Below are 18883 nucleotides of genomic sequence, written 5' to 3' on the forward strand. Positions count from 1 at the left end.
TTAATAGGAGAATTTTTTATGCCTGAATCGACATTTATCCCTAAAATTGAAGCAGCTTGCCGCAAGAAAGAAGCTTTGTTTGATACAAGCAAGGCCAAGTACGCTGTTCGTTCCATCTTTGCTGGAGCTTTCCTAACCTTTAGTACTGGTGCTGGAGCTATTGCGGCAGATTTGACGAATAAGATCGTTCCAGGAACTGGGCGCTTTCTCTTTCCTTTCATCTTTGCTTGGGGATTGGCTTACATTGTCTTTCTAAATGCAGAGTTGGTGACTTCCAATATGATGTTTCTGACTGCGGGTACCTTTTTGAAGAAGATTGACTGGAAAAAGGCTTTGATGATTTTGCTTTATTGTACCTTTTTCAATCTGATTGGCGCTTTGATTGCCGGCTGGCTCTTTGCTAACTCGGCTGCTTATGCAGGGCTTAGCAAGGATAGTTTCATTTCTGGTGTTGTGCAGATGAAGCTTGCTCGATCTAATGAGCTGATTCTGCTCGAGGGAGTCTTGGCCAATATCTTTGTTAATATCGCTATTCTTTCCTTCGTCTTGGTCAAGGATAGTACAGCAAAGCTCTTTTTAGTTATATCAGCCATTTATATGTTTGTATTCCTGACTAACGAACACTTGGCTGCTAACTTTGCTTCCTTCGCTATCGTGAAATTCAGCTCAGCAGCAACGGAAGTGCAAAATTTTGGTATTGGAAATATCCTACGCCACTGGGGCGTAACCTTTATCGGTAACCTCATCGGAGGTGGCTTCCTTATGGGTCTCCCATATGCTTGGTTTAATAAAAACGAAGATCATTATGTAGATTAGAATGCAGCCTCAGGGCTGTTTTTTTAGCACTATCTTGCTTTTTCTCTTCGGAAGTCAAATTTAAACCAAGTCAACGTTACCTCTTTGTTCTCTTGTGATGTCTATTTTTTTTAGTTTCATCCCTCATTTTCAATCGCTATAAATCTCTAATATTTAAGCAAATTAGTTGACACATATATCAAAATTTGTTAAATTTATTTAGTATATTATACTATAAAAAGGAGATAACGATGAAAAAAATCACTATTCAGTCACCAGATGGAAGCAAGGTCAAAACCTTATCACCTTCATACTCTTTTACAACCTTCCTATTTAGTTTTTTTGTTCCGCTTTTTCGTAAAGATTGGAAATACTTTGGCATTATTTTAGGTTCCCTCTTTGCTTTTTCTGTTATTGCTGTGCTTTTTATTCCAGAAGATTTGCTAAAACCGACTGGAACAGCCTTTAATTTCTTTTGGACTTTTTTCTATAATCGTTTTTGGATAAAAGATCGTGTTTTCAAAGATGGTTGGCTGCCTGTCGATGAAGAAAGCAGAAGTCTGCTGAAGAAGACTTTTCCTAATATGCCATAAAACTACTGAAATGAGTTTTTCTATGATATGAAGTTTAAATAAACAAGAGGCGGATATGTGTTGATAATCGGAGATAAAGAATTGAGTTTAGGAGGAACTGAGGAAAGTGGGAAAAAGATTTAGGTTTTCGCCGCTTAGAGCTAGAATTTTGATGATGATTGGTCCAGTAATGAGTGCTATCTTCTTTGGTTTTTTTTCGTGCGGTTATATTTATTATGCATTGGAGTTAGGTATTTCATTTTGGCTAGATTTGATTCGTGAAAATTTTATGTTGATTCTTTTCTTTATTTGGTTCCATATGAGTTTAGTCGAATCTATCTATAGAATGATAAAAAATAATCTTCTGTTAAACAGCAATATTCAGGAATTGAGAGGTTGTTACCCTGAGCTTGAGGAGGACTGGCAAAATCTTAATGATGCGGACTACTTTGACGAAGATTTGCAAGTTTTGGTTTATGGCGATCATCTCATTTGTTACAGGACATTTGATATTGCCTACCTACCAGAATGTTCTAAGATAGATGCATTTATGAAGGTGTATGTTTTTCGTGTTTACAGCCGTCATAAAGTGAGACGAGTTCATTTTTCTGCATGGTATCTTGATGGCAGTAAATCTGAACTCCGTACAAATGAGTTGCGAAGTTTTGCCGGAATTAATCAGAATGCTCGTAAAGACGCCTTATTTGATTATTTAAGAGAGAACTTTGATTATATTGAACTCGAAACTTTCGACTAAGGGAAAGAAGTAGATATCAGTCAAGTAAGAGATTTGCGGGATAGAAATATTAAATTCAAAAAGATTGCTTAAAAGACTTGCAATCTTTTTTTTCTTTTGCTATAATTATCAATGGTTTGAAAAAACTGCCTAAGACAGTAGGGGAGCTCGACTCATAAAGATCCTACCGAGGACAAAACGTATCATGTAAAAAGAAGCGTATTGTACTTTCGTGTCTAGGTTTGGGCGCGTTTTTCTTTTGGAAAATTCCCCAAGCAAAATAATTACGGAGGTGAAACACTAAATGAGTGAAGCTATTATTGCTAAAAAAGCGGAACTAGTTGACGCGGTTGCTGAGAAAATGAAAGCTGCTGCATCTATCGTCGTTGTTGACGCTCGTGGTTTGACTGTTGAGCAAGATACCGTTCTTCGTCGTGAGCTTCGTGGAAGTGAAGTTGAGTACAAAGTTATCAAAAACTCAATCTTGCGTCGTGCAGCTGAAAAAGCTGGACTTGAAGACCTGGCATCTGTTTTTGTTGGACCATCTGCAGTAGCATTTTCTAACGAAGATGTTGTTGCTCCAGCGAAAATCTTGAACGACTTTGCTAAGAACGCTGATGCACTTGAAATCAAAGGTGGTGCAATTGAAGGCGCTGTCGCATCAAAAGAAGAGATTCTTGCACTTGCAACTCTTCCAAACCGCGAAGGACTTCTTTCTATGCTCCTTTCTGTACTTCAAGCGCCAGTTCGCAACGTTGCACTTGCTGTCAAAGCAGTTGCAGACAACAAAGAAGACGCAGCTTAATCTTAAGCTACGCAGCGTAGCCTAGCTACGAAAAAACTATTATAAAATTAAAAACTTATTTGGAGGAAATAACAATGGCATTGAACATTGAAAACATTATTGCTGAAATTAAAGAAGCTTCAATCCTTGAATTGAACGACCTTGTAAAAGCTATCGAAGAAGAATTTGGTGTAACTGCAGCTGCTCCTGTAGCTGTAGCTGCTGCTGGTGCTGGTGAAGCTGCCGCTGCTAAAGATTCATTTGACGTTGAATTGACTGCAGCTGGCGACAAGAAAGTCGGCGTTATCAAAGTTGTACGCGAAATCACTGGTCTTGGCCTTAAAGAAGCTAAAGAACTTGTTGATGGTGCACCAAACGTTATCAAAGAAGGCGTTGCTGCAGCAGAAGCTGAAGAACTTAAAGCTAAATTGGAAGAAGCAGGCGCTTCAGTTACTCTTAAATAATAGAGTTTCCAATCATAGAAATCAACCAAGTCGAAAGACTTGGTTTTTTTGTATCCCAAAATCTTTCTTTTAGGTAAAAACGTTAACAAAATATAGGATTGTATGATATAATTTAGACAGATTATTGCGATTTAGGAGATATTATGAATAAGATAAAAGTTATAAGAGATTGTTGATTAGGGAATTTTTGTTAGGGGATTCAGATGAATGAATGCAATAGCTTACTGTTGCCCATTCTCTGGTTAAAGGATTTGTTATTCTTTTTAGAATAATTTGAAAGGGATTTTAATGAAAAAGTTTTTTGGGGAGAAGCAAACTCGTTTTGCTTTTAGGAAATTAGCTGTCGGGCTTGTTTCGGCTGCTATTTCCAGTTTGTTTTTTGTGTCTATCGTTGGGGTTGACTCTGTTCAAGCACAGGAAAAGTTGAATGTACACTATAAATACGTGACAGATACTGAAATAACTCCGCAAGAAAAGGAGTTGATTGTAAGTGGAGTTCCTAAAATGCCTGAAGGCAATGAGGTAACTTACTATCTTGTCTACAGGTTGAACTCGAATGCTGGAGCAAAAACGTTACCGAATACAGGCGATAATAACAATTCCAATACTATGGTGACGGCTGGTCTGTTAACGACGATAGGATTGGTTGTTTTTGTTGTGTCAAAAAGAAAGGTTCAAAGCAAGTTCCTACTGACTGTTTTGGTGGGGGCTAGTGTCAGTGGAGGTTTGATACTATCCGTTGATGCACTGGAAAATGGTATCTTGCTGCAGTATAATGCCGAATATCAAGTATCGGCTGGGGAAAGTCTACCGTCACCGGGTGAGATCTCGGGCTATACCTATGTTGGCTACATAAAAGATGAATCGATTAAGAAATTATTAGACAATAAGATTCTTGATAATCAGCAGAATGCTAATGAGGATAAAGAAGTTTTAAACCAAAATAAGAATCTAGATTATTCTCTTTCTTTTGATAAGAATGGGCTAAAAAATCAAACTCTTGGCGTCAATACAATTGAGCCTCAAGATGAAGTCTTGTCTGGCCGAGTAGCTAAGCCTGAGCTATTATACAAAGAGGAGAACATTGAAACTGAGATAGCCTTTGGAGAACAAATACAAGAGAATCCTGATTTAGCTGAAGGTACTGTAAGAGTAAAACAAGAAGGCAAACCAGGCCGTAAAATCGAAGTCGTTCGAATTTTTACTGTAGATAATGCGGAAGTTTCTAGGGAAGTTCTTTCGACTACAATAGAGGAAGCGACTCCTAAAATAGTGGAAAAAGGGACTAAAAAGCTTGAAACGCCTAGCGAAAAACCAGTAGCTTCTAACTTAGTGGCACCCGAGCAAGTCGTTCCCTTACCAGAGTACACAGGCGTCCAATCCGGTGCAATGGTTGAGCCTGAGCAGGCAGCTTCCTTACCTGAGTATACAGGTACATTATCTGGAGCGATCGTTGAGCCGGAACAAATTGAACCGGAGGTTGGGGGTGTTCAATCCGGTGCGATAGTGTCACCTGAACAAGTGACTCCCTTACCAGAGTATACGGGAACTCAAGCAGGTGCAGTAGTGTCACCTGAACAAGTGACACCATTACCAGAGTATACGGGGACTCAGGCAGGTGCAGTAGTTGCACCTGAACAAGTGACACCATTGCCAGAGTATACGGGAACTCAAGCAGGTGCTATTGTTGAGCCTGAACAAGTTTCTTCCTCGCCAGAATATACAGAAACCCAAGCTGGTGCGGTAGTCGAACCTGCGCAAGTGACTCCTTTACCAGAATATACAGGGGTTCAAGCAGGAGCAATCGTTGAACCTGAACAAGTGTCTTCATTACCAGAATACACAGGAACACAAGCAGGAGCCATAGTTGAGCCCGAGCAGGTAGATCCTCCGAAAGAGTATACTGGAAACATCGAACCAGCAACGCCAGAAGCGGAAAATCCTGCTGAAAAAACTCAAGAGCCGAAAGAGCAGAAGCAAGAACCAGAAAAGAATATCGAGCTAAGAAATGTATCTGATGTAGAGCTGTATAGTCTAACTGATGGAAAATACAAACAACACGTTTCTCTGGATGCAATTCCGAGCAATCAAGACAATTATTTCGTGAAGGTCAAATCTTCTAAGTTTAAAGATGTCTTCTTGCCGATTTCTTCAATAGTCGATAGCACGAAAGATGGTCAGCCAGTTTATAAAATTACAGCAAGTTCTGAGAAATTAAAACAGGATGTTGACAATAAGTACCAGGACAATTTTACTTTCTATCTAGCTAAAAAGGCAAAGAAAGAAGTTACAAACTTTACGTCCTTTAGTAACCTGGTTCAAGCTATAAATAGTAATCTTGGCGGAACTTATTATTTAGGTGCTAGTCTGAATGCTAATGAGGTCGAACTAGAAAATGGCGCTAGCAGTTATATAAAGGGCAGATTTACTGGTAAGCTGATTGGCAGCAAAGACGGAAAAAATTATGCTATTTATAATTTGAAGAAGCCTTTATTTGACACTTTGAGCGCTGCTACTGTAGAAAATCTGGCTCTTAAAGATGTAAATATCTCAGGGAAATCTGACATTGGGGCCCTTGCAAATGAAGTGAATAATGCAACAAGGATTAACAATGTTCATGTAGACGGTGTTCTGGCTGGTGAACGTGGCATTGGTGGCTTGGTGTGGAAGGCTGATAATTCTAAGATTGCGAACAGCAGTTTCAAGGGAAGGATTGTCAACTCCTATGAAACGAGGGCACCATACAATATCGGAGGATTAGTAGGTCAACTGACTGGCATCAATGCAGTAGTTGATAAGTCAAAAGCTACAATTACCATCTCGTCAAATTCGGATAGCACAAACCAAACTGTCGGCGGCCTTGCAGGTCTTGTCGAGAAAGATGCGCTTATCAGCAATAGTTATGCTGAGGGCAACATTAATAATGTGAAGCGCTTTGGAAGCGTTGCTGGTATAGCTGGCTACTTATGGGATAGAGATTCTAGCGAAGAGAGACACGCTGGAAGATTGCATAATGTTCTTAGTGATGTGAATGTTATGAACGGAAATGCCATTAGTGGTTACCACTATCGAGGAATGAGGATAACTGACTCATATAGTAACAAGGAGAACAGAGTCTACAAAGTGACTCTTGAAAAGGATGAGGTTGTCACCAAGGAATCGCTCGAAGAGAGGGGAACAATCCTCAATGCTTCTCAAATCGCAAGTAAGAAATCTGAAATCAACTCTCTTGCTGTACCGAAAGTCGAAAGCTTACTGACTAGCAGAAATATAGAAAGTGATTTTTCTAAGGTTAAAGACTATCAAGCTAGTCGAGCATTAGCATATAAGAATATCGAAAAATTACTGCCGTTTTATGATAAGGCAACCATTGTCAAATACGGTAATCTGGTAAAAGAAGATAGCGCTTTGCACGAAAAAGAAGTCCTATCTGCAGTCATGATGAAAGATAATGAAGTGATTACAGATATTGCTTCACATAAAGAAGCAGCTAATAAGCTCTTGCTTCATTATAAGGATCATACATCTGAAACACTAGATATCACCTACCAATCTGACTTTAGTAAGTTAGCAGAATACCGTGTGGGCGATACAGGTCTAATCTATACGCCAAATCAATTCTTACATAGTCATAGTTCAATCATTAATGAAGTCTTGCCTGATTTGAGAGCGGTCGATTATCAGTCAGACGCTATCAGAAACACCCTAGGTATTTCTTCAGGAGTTTCATTAACGGAATTATACTTAGAAGAGCAGTTTGTCAAAACGAAGGAAAATCTAGCAAATACACTGGAAAAACTGTTGTCTGCTGATGCAGTCATTGCTAGCGAAAATCAAACGATTAATGGTTACGTCGTTGATAAAATCAAACGCAATAAGGAAGCCTTGCTTCTAGGTTTGACTTATTTAGAGCGCTGGTACAACTTTAACTATGGTGACGTGAATGTCAAAGACTTAGTCATGTATCACATGGATTTCTTTGGTAAGGGCAATGCATCACCTCTAGACACAATCATTGAATTAGGTAAATCAGGCTTTAACAATCTTCTGGCCAAGAACAACGTAGATGCTTATAGCATCAGCCTTGCAAACAATAATGCAACAAAAGATTTGTTTAGTACGCTTGCCAATTACCGAGAGGTGTTTTTACCAAATAAAACAAATAATCAATGGTTCAAAGAGCAAACCAAGGCTTATATCGTTGAAGAAAAATCAGCTATTGATGAGGTGAGGGTCAAACAAGAGCAGGCTGGTAGCAAATACTCTATCGGGGTCTATGATCGAATTACCAGCGACACTTGGAAATACCGAAATATGATCCTACCTTTGCTGACAATGCCTGAAAGATCAGTCTTTGTCATATCGACTATATCCAGTCTTGGATTTGGCGCCTATGACAGATATAGAAATAATGAGCTCAGAGCAGGAGCAGAACTCAATAAGTTTGTTGAGGATAATGCCCAGGAAACTGCAAAACGCCAACGCGACCATTATGACTATTGGTATAGAATATTAGACGAGTATGGCCGTGAAAAGCTCTATCGAAATATCTTGGTCTATGATGCCTATAAGTTCGGTGATGATACTACTGTTGGCAAAGCTACAGCGGAGGCGCAATTCGATAGTTCTAATCCAGCTATGAAATACTTCTTTGGACCGGTTGGAAACAAGGTCGTACACAACAAGCATGGAGCTTACGCTACTGGAGACGGGGTTTACTACATGGGCTATCGTATGCTGGACAAGGACGGAGCCATTACCTATACCCATGAAATGACGCATGATTCTGATAATGAGATCTATTTAGGCGGATATGGAAGAAGAAGCGGACTTGGTCCAGAATTCTTCGCCAAAGGCTTGTTGCAAGCACCAGATCATCCAGATGATGCGACCATCACGGTCAACTCAATTCTCAAATATGACAAGAATGATGCGACGGAAAAAACTCGTTTGCAAGTCCTTGATCCAACTGAACGATTCAGAAATGCGGATGATTTGAAAAATTATGTTCACAACATGTTTGATGTCATTTATATGTTGGAGTACCTAGAAGGGATGTCAATCGTTAACCGTCTATCTGATGTGCAGAAAGTGAACGCGCTGAGAAAAGTCGAGAATAAGTATGTCCGAGATGCTGATGGAAATGATGTTTACGCAACGAATGTGATAAAAAATATTACAATGGCGGATGCGCAAAAATTAAATTCATTCGACAGTCTCATTGAAAATGATATTGTTTCAGCGCGTGAATACAAAAATGGTGACGTTGAAAGAAATGGCTACCATACGATTAAACTCTTCTCTCCGATTTATTCGGCTTTAAGTAGTGAAAAAGGAACGCCTGGAGATCTTATGGGACGGCGTATGGCTTATGAGCTTCTGGCAGCCAAGGGCTTCAAAGATGGCATGGTCCCTTATATCTCTAATCAATATGAAGATGATGCTAAGCAAAACGGAAAAACCATCAGTATCTATGGTAAGACCAGAGGTCTGGTAACAGATGACTTAGTTTTACGCAAGGTCTTCAATGGTCAGTTTAATAATTGGACTGAGTTTAAGAAGGCTATGTATGAAGAACGTAAAAACAAGTTCGACAGCTTGAATAAGGTCACATTTGATGATACGAGACAACCATGGACAAGTTATGCTACTAAGACTATAAGTACTGTTGGAGAGTTGCAAACCTTGATGGATGAAGCAGTTCTCAAAGATGCAAGAGATAATTGGTATTCTTGGAGCGGCTATAAACCAGAATATAACAGTGCTGTCCATAAGCTTAAAAAAGCAGTCTTCAAAGCTTACCTCGATCAAACCAATGATTTCAGAAAATCAATCTTTGAAAACCAGAAGTGATTGGTTTGAGCTGTCAAATAGTCTGCAAAGTTGTAAGTCTGAAATTTAGGGCAGAATTACGAGATTGATTGCTCTCAGACTGAGACCTTCTTGCAGAAAAGAAATTACAAACCTAGTGAAAACTAGGTTTGTTTTTCTATATAAGTCATGCAATTAAAACTGTAGCTGGTCTGCTTTCATGTAGTTTGTTGCTGACAGTCATTTATGAGGCTGATGATAAGCAGAAAAAAGCATGAAATGACCTTTACGCTCTTTCATATATTTGATATAATATTTGTATTAAGGCGTGCATTTGCGCGCTCTTTTCTGTGTTTAGAAAGCACTTGGATGCTTTAGAGTGAGTTATTTTTGAATAGATGGTGAAGGAGGAGTTATGTTATACATTTGGTCTTATTTGAAGAGATATCCTAAGTGGCTGGTCTTGGACTTTGTTGCGGCAATCTTTTTTGTGATTGTCAATCTAGGGTTGCCAACGGTGCTGGCTCGGATGATTGATGAGGGAATCAATCCTAAGCAGACAGACCGGCTCTTTTTCTGGGCTTGGGTCATGTTTGGCGTTATTATCTTAGGAGTGTTGGGGAGAATCGTCCTGGCTTATGCGGCTGGGAAGCTAACGACAACCATGGTGCAGGACATGCGCAATGATCTCTATGCTAAGCTTCAAGAGTATTCTCATCATGAGTATGAGCAAATCGGTGTATCCTCTTTGGTCACGCGCTTGACTTCGGATGCTTTTGTTCTTATGCAGTTTGCGGAGCAAACCCTGAAAATGGGTGTCATCACTCCCATGATGATGCTGTCCAGTATTCTCATGATTTTTCTGACCAGTCCGTCTCTGGCCTGGATTGTAGCTGTTTCAGTGCCTTTCTTGGCTGTCGTGGTCATTTATGTAGCGGTTAAAACCAAGCCCTTGTCTGAAAAGCAGCAGAAGACTCTTGATAAGATTAATCAGTATGTGAGGGAAAATCTGACTGGTCTGCGCGTTATTCGAGCTTTTGCAAGAGAGGGATTTCAAGAGAAGTGTTTTGCTGATGAAAATGAGATCTATGCGCAAAACTCCAATAAGCTCTTTAAGCTGACAGGTCTGACAGAGCCACTCTTTGTGCAGATTATTATTGCGATGATTGTGGCCATTGTCTGGTTTGCCCTAGACCCCTTGCGGGACGGCAGTCTTGAAATCGGAAATCTTGTTGCCTTTATCGAATACAGCTTTCACGCCCTACTGTCCTTCCTCTTCTTGGCCAATCTCTTTACCATGTATCCACGGACGGCGGTATCAAGCCAGCGGCTCAAGGAAGTCATGGACATGCCCATTTCAATCAATCCTAATGAAAATGGTGTAACCGAGACAGAGACGCAGGGTTATCTGGAGTTCGACAATGTAACCTTCGCTTATCCGGGTGAAACGGAGAGTCCTGTACTGCATAATATTTCATTCAAGGCTAAGCCGGGTGAGACTATTGCCTTTATTGGTTCTACTGGTTCTGGTAAGTCTACACTGGTGCAGCTGATTCCTCGCTTTTACGATGTAATACTTGGTAAGATTTTAGTGGATGGTGTGGATGTCCGCGAGTACAATCTGAAGGCTCTGCGTCAGAAGATTGGCTTTATTCCGCAGAAGGCTCTGCTATTTACCGGAACTATCGCAGAAAACCTGCGCTACGGAAAGGAAGAGGCTAGTCAGGAAGAACTTAGTCAGGCAGCTGAGGTTGCTCAAGCCAAGGACTTTATCGAGAGTCGGGAAGAGCGTTTTGAGACTCATTTGGCTGAGGGAGGAAGTAATCTATCTGGTGGGCAGAAGCAGCGGCTCTCTATCGCCCGTGCGGTGGTCAAAAAGCCGGATATTTATATCTTCGACGACTCTTTTTCTGCTCTGGATTATAAGACAGATGCGGTGCTTCGTCGTCGCCTCAAGGAAGTGACAGGTCAGGCAACAGTGCTGATTGTAGCTCAACGGGTGGGAACCATCATGGACGCTGACCAAATTATCGTTTTGGATCAGGGCGAAATCGTTGGACGCGGGAAGCACGAAGAGCTGATGGAAACCAATGATATCTATCGTGAAATTGCGGATTCGCAGCTAAAAAATCAAGCTTTGACAGAGGAATAGAAAGGAGACTGATATGAAAAACACATCTAGTTTTGCTCGCCTGTGGAGCTACCTAAAAGTTTATAAGTTTGCAGTCGCCTTTGCGATCTTCCTCAAAATCCTCAGCGTCGTTATGAGTGTCGTCGAGCCCTTTGTCTTAGGTCTAGCCATTACTGAACTGACAAATAATTTGCTGGATATGGCAAAGGGAGTAGCCGGTGCTCAGATTAATGTGTCCTATGTTGGCTGGGTCATGGTCTTGTATTTTGTGCGGGCGATTTTTTATGAAATCGGTTCTTACTATTCTAATTACTTTATGACCAATGCAGTGCAGGCTACCATTCGTGATTTGCGCGATGAACTTAGTCATAAGGTTAATCGCATTCCCGTTTCTTACTTTGATAAGCACCAGTTTGGTGACTTGCTGGGGCGTTTTACCAGCGATGTCGAAGCTGTTTCCAATGCCTTGCAGCAGTCCTTTCTGCAGGTTATCAACGCAGTCTTTACTCTAATCTTGGTCATCGTAATGGTATTGGTACTCAATCTGCAGTTGGGTATAATTGTGGTAGTTTCGATTCCGATTACCTACCTCAGTGCTCGCTTTATCGTGAAGAAATCCCAGCCTTACTTTAAGCAGCAAGCAGATGCACTGGGAGCTATGAATGGCTTTGTTCAGGAGAATTTGACAGGCTTTAATATTTTGAAGCTCTACGTCAGAGAAGAAAGCTCCCAGGAGGATTTTCGCCAAATTACGCAAAATTTGCAGAAAGTAGGTTTTAAGGCTAGCTTTATCTCTGGTTTGATGATGCCTGTTTTGAATGTTATTTCAGATCTGACCTACCTCTTGCTGGCTCTGCTGGGCGGCCTTCAGGTTATTGCCGGGCGATTGACAGTCGGAAATATGCAAGCTTTTGTTCAGTACGTCTGGCAGATTAATCAGCCCATTCAAAACCTGACTCAGTTAGCAGGTCAGCTGCAGAGTGCCAAGTCTTCTTTGGACCGGATTTTCCAAGTGCTGGACGAAGCAGATGAAGTCAATGATAAGACAAAAAAGCTGGATCAAGACCTGACAGGTCAGGTTAGCTTCAAGGATGTGGACTTCCAGTATGTGGCTGACAAGCCGCTCATTCGGAATTTCAATCTGGAAGTCAAACCTGGAGAAATGGTGGCTATTGTAGGTCCGACTGGTGCTGGTAAAACCACGCTGATTAACTTGCTCATGCGTTTCTACGATGTGACCAAAGGCGCGATTACAGTTGATGGGCATGATATACGCCACCTTTCCCGCCAGGACTACCGTAAACAGTTCGGTATGGTGCTGCAGGATGCCTGGCTTTACGAAGGAACCATCAAGGAAAATCTTCGCTTTGGCAATCTGCAAGCCACTGATGAAGAAATTGTAGAAGCGGCCAAGGCAGCTAATGTGGACCACTTTATTCGGACCTTGCCAGGTGGCTACAATATGGAAATGAATCAAGAATCCAGCAATATCTCGCTGGGGCAGAAGCAGTTACTTACGATTGCGAGGGCTCTTTTGGCCAATCCTAAGATTCTGATTTTGGATGAAGCGACCTCATCTGTCGATACACGGCTGGAGCTCTTGATTCAGAAAGCTATGAAAACACTCATGCAGGGTCGGACCAGTTTTGTCATTGCTCACCGACTGTCGACCATTCAGGAAGCAGATAAGATTTTGGTGCTCAAGGATGGTCAGATTATCGAACAAGGCAATCATGAGAGTCTCTTGGCTGATAAAGGATTTTATTATGACCTTTATCAGAGTCAATTTTCTAAAAAAGCGGAAGAAGCTTGATAATGCTTGCTAAATATTTTGACAACTGCTAGAATATAAGCAAAGTGAGGTAGCAATGTCTTTAACGAGTCAAATTATTACAGCAGAATTTCATGATTTGGATAAGGTTGAGACCTTAAACCGCGAGGCTTTTCCTGTAGAGGAAAGGGTTACTATCAGCGAATTTCTTCGTTATACAAACGATAAACGTTCTCATTTCTTTGCCTTCTACAATGAGGAAGAATTTGTTGGTTTTGCATTTGCAGTTTATAATGAAAAAATGTTCTATGTCAGCTTCTTTGCGATTATGCCGCACCTTCGCAGCCATGGCTATGGGGGAGAAATTATTCATAAACTGACAGAGTTTTATCAAAAAACCATGGTTCTAGAGGTAGAACGTGTCGATGAAGAATGTGACAATCTAGAGCAACGTCAAGCACGTATGGACTTCTATAAGAGTAACGGCTTTCGAACGACTAATGCCTTTCTGGAATATGAAGGATTAAGCTTTGAAATCCTGTATTTGGGACATCATTTTGATGAGGAGGCTTATCGAGATATTTTCCATATGCTGCAAGAGAAGAACTTTTTTGAATTCGAAATTAAGTACCGAAGATTTAGTGATGTGTAAAGAGTGCTAAATGATTTATAGCCATTTTTAAAAGGTTGAGATAGGATGTCTCAACCTTTTTACTATGAAAAATCTCTTTTATTTTGTTTTGGATCAGGAAGGACAATATTGTATTTTTCTCGAATTCAGCAACAGTAGAGTATGTCTGCTTAAAGAAAGTAGACCATCAAAAAAGATAGAGAGAGGTTGGTAAGACATACGATTTAAAACAAACTTATTTATATTACTTTAAAATAAGCCTTAAATCTGTGGATAAGTCAGGAATTTGGTAAAAATCTCCAAAAAAAAATTCGATTTATTTCGTTTTTTAAACCAACTTACCGTGAAAAGTTAAAAGTCTTGCGGAGCGGGCTATTTCCGTATATAATGATAAAACATGAAAAAATTTAAAGGAGATTCCCGTGATTAAAAAAGGTGCCTTAACAGGCTTGCTCTTATTTGGAATATTTTTTGGTGCTGGGAACTTGATTTTCCCGCCTTCGCTTGGAACATTATCTGGCCAGCATTTTTGGCCGGCTATTGCAGGATTTGTCCTGTCTGGGGTTGGACTTGCTGTTCTGACTTTGATTATCGGGACGCTCAATCCTAAGGGATATATCCACGAGATTTCTAAGAAGATTGCGCCTTGGTTCGCTATTGTCTATCTTGTAGCCTTGTATCTGTCAATCGGGCCCTTTTTTGCTATTCCGCGGACAGCGACAGTAGCTTATGAAGTTGGTATCGCTCCTATGCTGTCTAAAAATATGACAGGTATTGGACTGATTGTTTTCACAACATTTTACTTTGCGGCTGCTTATCTGATTTCTTTGAATCCATCTAAGATTTTGGATCGGATTGGACGTATTCTGACGCCTGTCTTTGCAGTTTTGATTATTATCTTAGTCATTCTAGGAGCTTTGAAATACGGAACAACGACACCTCAGCAGGCTTCGCAAGCTTATTCGGCGTCAGCTTTTGGGCAAGGGTTCTTGGAAGGTTATAATACTTTGGATGCCTTGGCTTCCGTAGCCTTTAGCGTAATTGCAGTAACAACTCTTAACCAGCTAGGTTTCAAGAATAAAAAGGAATATGTTTCAACCATCTGGGTTGTTGGTTTGATGGTAGCCTTGGGCTTTAGCGCCATGTATATCGGTTTGGCTTTTCTAGGCAATCATTTCCCAGTTCCAGCCGAGATTATTGCCAAAGGCAATCCTGGTGTTTATGTCCTGTCGCAGGCGACACAGGCTATCTTTGGACCTACAGCACAGATTTTCCTTGCAGCTATGGTTACTGTGACTTGCTTCACAACAACTGCAGGACTTATTGTATCGACTGGGGAATTCTTCCATAAAACTTTCCCTAAGGTATCTTATAAAGTGTATGCAACTGTCTTTACTTTGATTGGGTTTGCGATTGCTAATCTTGGCCTTAATGCTATTATTCAATATTCAGTTCCGGTACTGCAAATTCTTTATCCAATTACCATTGTTATCGTACTGATTGTCATTGTCAATAAATTCTTGCCACTGTCCAAAATCGGTATGCAATTGACGGTAGCAGCAGTGACTCTAATTTCGTTTGCGGGCATTCTTGGGCAGCAGTTCCATATTACAAAGGTAAGTGATATGGTAAATGCCCTTCCGTTTGCTCAGGCTTCATTGCCTTGGTTGGTGCCAGCTTTAGTTGGAATCCTACTTTCTCTCTTTTTGCCAAACAGGCAGAAGAGTGATGCTTTTCAAATGCCATAGAATAATTCCCTCGAGTTTCCCCTTTTAAAACTTGAGGCTTTTTATTTTTTTCAAGTGGTTGCTCAAGTGTTTTTTTGATATAATTAATTACTAGCAAAGAGTTTTCTATTTGTAATTTTAGAAACTTTTTAAGAGAAGTTTTTCTCTCTTCTAGGTTGAGAAAGTGAGGGATGAGAGGATGAGAAGTAAAAAAATATTATTTGTTATCTTTGTAATATCATTTTTTCTTTTTATCAGCTTATTATTCGTTCTTAATTTCTTTAAACCTAGGGATTCTTTTTCAAAAGGCCCCATGTATGAGCTGTTAGAGAAGAAAGGTTTTGTCCATGTTGAAAGCCGTTATCATAGTGGCAGAGGGATTGATTTTAAAAATAAAGAGGCTTTTGTAAATGACCAGTATCTTATAAAAAACGGAAAAGTATATGATATCGTTGGTGAAAAAGAAGCAAAGGATCGATTTGATCAGCTTCTTTTAGACGAATTTTCATTTATCTTGTCTCACCCTAAATTGACAAGTGATCGAATCTTTAGAGAAAATTATCAGATAATACTTTCGGCAGATGAAGTGTTCAATAAGGATCTGCTGAAGGAAAGGCATATACCAAAACTTGATCGACTTTATTCAATTTATCAAGATAACTTTACAAAGTTACGGATTAGTTTTAATAATGAAAACTTACCAACTAAAGTCGAATTGTATTATGAAGGAGATGATGGACTAACTTGGTATATCTGGCGGACTTATTCCTATCCTTACAAGAGTGAAGCTGATTTTAAAGAAGTCGTGGATGGTTTTTACGAGATGTACAAGGAACATTATAAAATAGAAGCAAATATAAAGAAAAGTAAGAATTAGAATCTCTTATAGTAGATAATTGTCTTTATGACAGAAGGAGTTGAGAATGTTTAAAAAACGGCCAAGTTATATTTGGACTTGCATAGCTCTATTTATCTTTATTTTCCTTGTCTTTGTAATACAGAATTTATTATTTTTCTACACTTCCAAAGCTTCTAGCATCCTTCTGCAAAAACGTTTTGTATTTGTACAGAATGTTAAAGATGTAGAAGAGGAGTTCTATTCAAAAGAATTGCATTTGATTTAAAGAAAAAGGAAATATATACTAATCGTAGTGGCTGGGCCATTAAAGATGGGCAATAGTATAGCAAGTATGGGCGAGAAGATGCGCAAGATTCTTATGATAAGGCTCTATACAGCGAAGTTTCCTCAGCTCTTCTTAACCTTAAGGTGACGCCCAATCAAATTAAGAATGCAAATTATGAAATCATTATGTCCCCAGAAACTCTTGTGAATAAATCACTCGACAAAGCTAGAAAATCTCCAGAATTCGAAGAATTGTTTATGGATAAAGAGTGTTTTAGCAAAGTTCGCATATCTTTTAACAAAGATTTTCTTCCTACAAAAGTTGATTACTTTTACAAAGGAGAAAAAGGTCTCAAGTGGTATACCAAACGTCTGTATTCCTATCCTTATGAGAATGAAGCAGATTTTGAAAAGTATTTAAATAGTTATATTAAACATCTTGAAGAATGGAATAAAGAATATGAAGCAGAAATAGAAGCTGAGGAATCCTAAAATGAATAAAAAAGTTCTGTTTTTTAAGGTTAGTTCTTTATTAAGATATCAAATTCAAGTTTTTTCAAATCTATCTCCCTATTTTTAGGGGGATTTTTATTTTATACTAGAGTCAGAAATTGATAGAGAGGTTTTTGAAATGGCAACAAGTTTTTTGTTCTTTATTTCTGTTTTTCTGGCGGGGATTCTATCTTTTTTCTCGCCCTGTATTTTACCACTTATGCCAGTCTATGTGGGGATTTTGCTGGATTCGGATCAGCCGAAAACGGTTCGGTTTATGGGAAAAGATATTTCTTGGTATGGTCTAGCTAAGACTCTCTGCTTTATAGCTGGCTTATCAACTGTATTCTTAGTTTTGGGCTATGGAGCTGGTGCTTTGGGGCAAGTCCTCTATGCCCCTTGGTTTCGCTACGTTCTTGGTGGGATTGTCATTCTACTGGGAATCCATCAGATGGGAATCATTAATATCCAGCAACTGCAAAAGCAAAAGAGCATCCAACTTAAAAAGAATAGTAAAAGAAGTGATTTTCTTAACGCTTTTCTCTTGGGTATCACCTTTAGCTTTGGTTGGACGCCCTGTGTGGGACCTGTTCTGAGTTCTGTTTTAGCAATTGCTGCTTCTGGCGGTAACGGCGCTCTTCAGGGAGGTTTGCTTATGTTGGTTTATACACTTGGATTAGCACTTCCTTTTCTAGCTATGGCTTTGGCTTCTGGCTGGGTATTACAGCGCTTTGCGAAACTCAAACCTTATATGGGAACGCTTAAGAAAATCGGCGGTGCACTCATCATTCTCATGGGAATTTTGCTGATGCTTGGAAATCTAAACGCTTTAGCATCATTATTTGGATAAAAATTATATAATTAAAGGAGACACATCATGAAAAAAATCACTACACTTACAATTGCTGCACTTAGTATCTTTGTCCTAGCTGCCTGCTCTAATCAAAAATCAGATTCTGATATGAAGAAGACGGATGACAGCAGCATGATGAAGAAAGATGACATGAAAAAAGACGACATGAAGAAAGAGGATATGAAAGACTCCAGCATGTCTGATGATAAAATGAAAAAAGATGATATGAAGGATTCTTCTATGATGTCAGACGATAAGTCTGATATGAAAGATGATATGAAATCAAGTGATTCAAGCATGAAGGATGACATGAAAGATTCATCCGAAATGTCATCTGACAAATAAGAATTCCACCATAGGAAAGAAAGTCGTCAGTTTTGTCGGCTTTCTCCTTATTTTGAAAGGAAAGAAAACGATGAAGAAGTTATCAATATTGACTATCAGTCTGCTTTGTGTCGGCTTTTTGGGAGCCTGTTCAAATCAGAAGATGAACTCGGAAGTTTCTAAAAGTGATAAAAGCAATATGGAAACAAAAGCTGATTCTGAGCAATCTACCAAGATGGCCAAAGACTTTAGCCTGCAAGGAGTAGATGGCAAGACCTACAAGCTGTCTGATTTCAAAGGCAAGAAAGTGTATTTAAAGTTTTGGGCTTCTTGGTGCTCTATCTGTCTATCTACACTTGGTGATACTAATGATTTGGCTAAGGAGCAGTCAGGAAAAGATTATGTTGTGCTGACGGTTGTGTCTCCGACTTTTAACGGAGAAAAGTCTGCTGATGATTTCAAGGAATGGTACAAATCTTTGGATTACAAAGACTTCCCAGTTCTCATGGATACTAAGGGAGAATTGCTGAAAGAGTACGGAATTCGCTCTTATCCATCTGCTCTTTTCGTAGGCAGCGACGGTTCTCTTGCCAAGACACATATTGGCTACATGAGCAAGGAAGATATTGAGAAAACATTGAAAGAAATCAAGTAAAAAGGAGCAATAAA

At 39.6% G+C, this 18883-nt stretch carries 15 protein-coding genes and 1 other annotated feature; all 15 genes read left to right on the forward strand.

From position 1 onward, the window contains the following. Nucleotides 1-18: 18 nt before the first annotated feature. Complete coding sequence (locus tag RP262_RS01070) at nt 19-816, forward strand: formate/nitrite transporter family protein (RefSeq protein WP_311154013.1); 798 nt, start codon at nt 19-21, stop codon at nt 814-816. A 230-nt stretch (nt 817-1046) separates the two neighbouring features. Continuing rightward, the gene (locus tag RP262_RS01075; RefSeq protein WP_311154014.1) at nt 1047-1388 is read left to right on the forward strand and encodes a hypothetical protein; all 342 of its coding nucleotides are present in this window, start codon (nt 1047-1049) and stop codon (nt 1386-1388) included. Between the two features lie 106 nt (nt 1389-1494). Continuing rightward, on the forward strand, nt 1495-2124 hold the full coding sequence (locus tag RP262_RS01080) for a hypothetical protein (protein WP_311154015.1): 630 nt from the start codon (nt 1495-1497) through the stop codon (nt 2122-2124). Between the two features lie 110 nt (nt 2125-2234). Beyond that, nucleotides 2235-2370 (forward strand) — a sequence feature (ribosomal protein L10 leader region). Nucleotides 2371-2407: 37 nt separating this feature from the next. Then, nucleotides 2408-2908: a 50S ribosomal protein L10 gene (rplJ, locus tag RP262_RS01085; protein WP_002897628.1), complete on the forward strand. Its 501-nt coding sequence runs from the start codon at nt 2408-2410 to the stop codon at nt 2906-2908. Between the two features lie 74 nt (nt 2909-2982). Further along, nucleotides 2983-3351 (forward strand): 50S ribosomal protein L7/L12, encoded by a 369-nt coding sequence (rplL, locus tag RP262_RS01090; RefSeq protein ID WP_002895571.1) that lies wholly within the window; start codon nt 2983-2985, stop codon nt 3349-3351. A 288-nt stretch (nt 3352-3639) separates the two neighbouring features. Continuing rightward, complete coding sequence (locus tag RP262_RS01095; protein ID WP_311154016.1) at nt 3640-9204, forward strand: ZmpA/ZmpB/ZmpC family metallo-endopeptidase; 5565 nt, start codon at nt 3640-3642, stop codon at nt 9202-9204. A gap of 373 nt (nt 9205-9577) precedes the next feature. Then, nucleotides 9578-11314, forward strand: coding sequence for an ABC transporter ATP-binding protein (locus RP262_RS01100; RefSeq protein WP_311154017.1), 1737 nt, complete (start codon nt 9578-9580; stop codon nt 11312-11314). Nucleotides 11315-11327: 13 nt separating this feature from the next. Further along, on the forward strand, nt 11328-13106 hold the full coding sequence (locus RP262_RS01105) for an ABC transporter ATP-binding protein (protein WP_311154018.1): 1779 nt from the start codon (nt 11328-11330) through the stop codon (nt 13104-13106). A 55-nt stretch (nt 13107-13161) separates the two neighbouring features. Beyond that, the gene (locus tag RP262_RS01110) at nt 13162-13716 is read left to right on the forward strand and encodes a GNAT family N-acetyltransferase (protein WP_311154019.1); all 555 of its coding nucleotides are present in this window, start codon (nt 13162-13164) and stop codon (nt 13714-13716) included. A gap of 401 nt (nt 13717-14117) precedes the next feature. Beyond that, entirely contained in the window at nt 14118-15443 is a 1326-nt protein-coding gene (gene brnQ / locus RP262_RS01115) for a branched-chain amino acid transport system II carrier protein (protein ID WP_311154020.1), read from the forward strand. A 178-nt stretch (nt 15444-15621) separates the two neighbouring features. Then, complete coding sequence (locus RP262_RS01120; protein ID WP_311154021.1) at nt 15622-16299, forward strand: hypothetical protein; 678 nt, start codon at nt 15622-15624, stop codon at nt 16297-16299. Nucleotides 16300-16731: 432 nt separating this feature from the next. After that, nucleotides 16732-17037, forward strand: a complete 306-nt coding sequence (locus RP262_RS01125) for a hypothetical protein (protein ID WP_311154022.1) — start codon at nt 16732-16734, stop codon at nt 17035-17037. A 139-nt stretch (nt 17038-17176) separates the two neighbouring features. Then, the gene (ccdA2, locus tag RP262_RS01130; protein ID WP_002897620.1) at nt 17177-17887 is read left to right on the forward strand and encodes a thiol-disulfide oxidoreductase-associated membrane protein CcdA2; all 711 of its coding nucleotides are present in this window, start codon (nt 17177-17179) and stop codon (nt 17885-17887) included. Nucleotides 17888-17914: 27 nt separating this feature from the next. Further along, a complete protein-coding gene (locus RP262_RS01135; protein ID WP_002895560.1) occupies nt 17915-18235 on the forward strand; it encodes a hypothetical protein in 321 nt (106 codons plus the stop codon). A 70-nt stretch (nt 18236-18305) separates the two neighbouring features. After that, nucleotides 18306-18869 (forward strand): redoxin family protein, encoded by a 564-nt coding sequence (locus RP262_RS01140; protein ID WP_002909791.1) that lies wholly within the window; start codon nt 18306-18308, stop codon nt 18867-18869. The last annotated feature ends 14 nt before the right edge of the window (nt 18870-18883 follow it).

Origin of the sequence: uncultured Streptococcus sp., assembly GCF_963456385.1 — a bacterium.
Classification (GTDB): Bacteria; Bacillota; Bacilli; order Lactobacillales; family Streptococcaceae; genus Streptococcus.

Bases quoted from the DNA above. Each gene is read 5' to 3' on its own strand.
- RP262_RS01070 (WP_311154013.1), top strand. From the start codon at position 19: ATGCCTGAATCGACATTTATCCCTAAAATTGAAGCAGCTTGCCGCAAG.
- RP262_RS01075 (WP_311154014.1), top strand. From the start codon at position 1,047: ATGAAAAAAATCACTATTCAGTCACCAGATGGAAGCAAGGTCAAAACC.
- rplJ (WP_002897628.1), top strand. From the start codon at position 2,408: ATGAGTGAAGCTATTATTGCTAAAAAAGCGGAACTAGTTGACGCGGTT.
- rplL (WP_002895571.1), top strand. From the start codon at position 2,983: ATGGCATTGAACATTGAAAACATTATTGCTGAAATTAAAGAAGCTTCA.
- RP262_RS01095 (WP_311154016.1), top strand. From the start codon at position 3,640: ATGAAAAAGTTTTTTGGGGAGAAGCAAACTCGTTTTGCTTTTAGGAAA.
- RP262_RS01100 (WP_311154017.1), top strand. From the start codon at position 9,578: ATGTTATACATTTGGTCTTATTTGAAGAGATATCCTAAGTGGCTGGTC.
- RP262_RS01105 (WP_311154018.1), top strand. From the start codon at position 11,328: ATGAAAAACACATCTAGTTTTGCTCGCCTGTGGAGCTACCTAAAAGTT.
- RP262_RS01110 (WP_311154019.1), top strand. From the start codon at position 13,162: ATGTCTTTAACGAGTCAAATTATTACAGCAGAATTTCATGATTTGGAT.
- RP262_RS01120 (WP_311154021.1), top strand. From the start codon at position 15,622: ATGAGAAGTAAAAAAATATTATTTGTTATCTTTGTAATATCATTTTTT.
- RP262_RS01125 (WP_311154022.1), top strand. From the start codon at position 16,732: ATGTCCCCAGAAACTCTTGTGAATAAATCACTCGACAAAGCTAGAAAA.
- ccdA2 (WP_002897620.1), top strand. From the start codon at position 17,177: ATGGCAACAAGTTTTTTGTTCTTTATTTCTGTTTTTCTGGCGGGGATT.
- RP262_RS01135 (WP_002895560.1), top strand. From the start codon at position 17,915: ATGAAAAAAATCACTACACTTACAATTGCTGCACTTAGTATCTTTGTC.
- RP262_RS01140 (WP_002909791.1), top strand. From the start codon at position 18,306: ATGAAGAAGTTATCAATATTGACTATCAGTCTGCTTTGTGTCGGCTTT.